Genomic DNA, 2,423 nt, shown 5'->3' on the forward strand with positions numbered 1-2,423 from the left:
GTTGGGTCGGCCGCGCGGTGAGGTGCCTGCTGTGACAGGTCCTGTTCCGCGCGGCCTCCCGCCGAACCGGACATGACGGTTTCCCTGTCATCCGGCTCTCCAGTGACTACTGCGTGAGTGGTCTGACCGGCCTTTCCGAATGGATTCGGTCATGGCAGGTGTCGCAGGCCACGACTGTTTTGCGGCGCCGGTGGAGCATGACGCGCGCCCAGTCGGAAGGTTGCCATCCGGCATGTGCGAGGTCGGCGAGAGCGCGGACGTGGTGCACTTGCACGTTGCCCTTGCTTCCGCAGATCTCGCAGGTATCCGCCAGGAGTCTCGCGATGAGTTCCTTCTGCGGATAGTCCACCCGGACCGGCTCACGATCAGCGAGTTCCGCCGCTCGTTGCCGTTGGAGGGGAATCCCGCCGAACCGTGCCACCAGTGGTTTCCTGTTCTTCCGCTCGATTCGGGCCTCGAAGCAGACTCGGGGCCCATTAAGGGTATCGATTCTGACCTTGTGCTTAGCGGCCATCTTCGATACTGACGAGCGATGCTTTGCGGCAAGGGTCTTGAGCATGGATGTCTCCATGACCCATTGCAGCCGGTGCAACCGGAATACATCTCCGGCGAGCAGGTAGTACTGAACAACGCCCCGGTAAACGGTCCCGAACGTCGCCACGATCGCATGATCGCTGCTGTTGATCAGGGCTGTTCTCTTCGCGGGGTTTCCGCGGGCGAGATAGGGGGCGCATTTGGCTTTGATCACATCCCGCGGGACACGGAGAGCGATCTGGCCGTTGACTCGACGGTAACGGCCCGTCTTCTTCGTGTCGTTGTGCTGAGTCGTGATCCCGTAACCGAGGAACCTCGCTGCCCCGGTGCGGGCATGAGTGATCAGCGTCTTTTCCTGGGACAGCTCCAGCTTGAGTTTGTCACGTAGGAACTGGGCCAGGCATTGTTTAATCTGATCGGCCTCGGCTTTTGGTCCGGTGAAACCAAGGAGGTGATCGTCCGCATAGCGTATGTAGCGCAGCCTGCGGTATGCCGGATCGTTTGGATCCGCGCTTGGCAGACTGACCATCTGCTGACGCAACGCACGGGCCTGAACCCGGTCGCCGCGCCGACGGGCTTTCGCTAGCAGATTCTGCAACTCCAGATAGGCTGGGTTTCGCGCCCGGCGCTTCCCTCGGGTGTACTCCGGAATCAGAACTGTCTCGACGAACTCGTCCAGCTTGTGCAGGTAGATGTTGGACAGGATCGGGGAGGCCACTCCGCCTTGCGGTGCTCCGGAGAGCGTGGCACCCCACTTCCAGTCCTCCAGGTATCCGGCTGTCAGCATGTTGCGCACCAGCCGTAGAAACCGCTGATCATGGATCTTCTCGCCGAGGATCGAGAGCAGGACCCGATGGTCCAGGCTGCCGAAGCAATCGGCGATGTCCCCTTCGATGAACCAGGATGTCCCGGTCCAGGTGTGGTCAACCTCCCGCAATGCGGTGTGGCAGCCCCGACGGGGACGGAATCCATGCGAGTGGTCGGAGAACGTCGGTTCGTAATACGCCTCTAACAATAGGCGGATAACTTCGCCGACGAGCTTGTCCGACCAGGTCGGCAGCCCCAGCGGACGCATCTTCCCGTTCTTCTTCGGGATATGGATGCGCCGGACCGGTTTGAAGCGGTAACGCTCGTGACGTATCGCCTCGATGATCCGGTCGATCTTTCGCTGTGACATGCCGTCCACGGTCTCCGACGTGACCCCTGGCGTCATCGCACCATGGTTGGCGTAGATGCGACCGTAGGCCAGCAGATACATCTGCGGGTTGAACAACTGTCGATACAACTCCTCGCACGGCAGGCCACGCCTGCCGCGTTCACGCAGGACACCCAGCACCGTTTTGGCGCTCTGCATTCCGCATACCTCCCGGGTTCGAGTGTCCAAATCACCTGGCCCCCTTCGCCCGATGTGGACGGCTTTCCCGTCCTCCCTGGCCGGTCGTAACTCCGGCGACTACTACGGGGCCTCCGTCGCCATAGGACTCGCGTCCCGTAGGCGATCCCACGTTCGTCTCTGTCTGTACGTTCTAGCGCGACTTAGGCGTCCCGCTCATCTCCTTGAATGTCCTCGCTGGACATCGCTCCGCACCCCGGAGGTGCACCGGGCAACAATGAAACCCCGTGCAGAGTGCGGCGCCGGTTTCAGCAGTCTTTCCGGCGGATGGGAACTTGCATCTTCTGGAGATTGGGCTTCAAACAATCCAGTCTTCGCCATATCGCGCGGGCCGCCCAGCACACCGTCCCTGACAACTGGGCCCGGTCACTGGTTTCCTGACATGCTCTTGTCCCCTTCGCCTTTCGGATCCAGGTAAGTCATTCGGCCCAGAAACCTCCTCCCGAGTTCCTCCCGGCTGAGCCGGGGATACAAACAGAGCGCCTCGTGGCGCACA

1 protein-coding gene is annotated in these 2,423 nt (G+C 61.5%); it reads right to left on the reverse strand.

Features of this window, described 5'->3' with window-relative positions; all coding sequences use genetic code 11:
• Positions 1–106: 106 nt before the first annotated feature.
• Positions 107–1,888 (reverse strand): reverse transcriptase domain-containing protein, encoded by a 1,782-nt coding sequence (locus AB0N07_RS50270; RefSeq protein WP_365847610.1) that lies wholly within the window; start codon positions 1,886–1,888, stop codon positions 107–109.
• Positions 1,889–2,423 lie beyond the last annotated feature (535 nt).

Source organism: Streptomyces sp. NPDC051172 (assembly GCF_040682555.1).
Taxonomy (GTDB): Bacteria; Actinomycetota; Actinomycetes; order Streptomycetales; family Streptomycetaceae; genus Streptomyces.

Bases quoted from the DNA above. Each gene is read 5' to 3' on its own strand.
- AB0N07_RS50270 (WP_365847610.1), bottom strand. From the start codon at position 1,888: ATGCAGAGCGCCAAAACGGTGCTGGGTGTCCTGCGTGAACGCGGCAGG.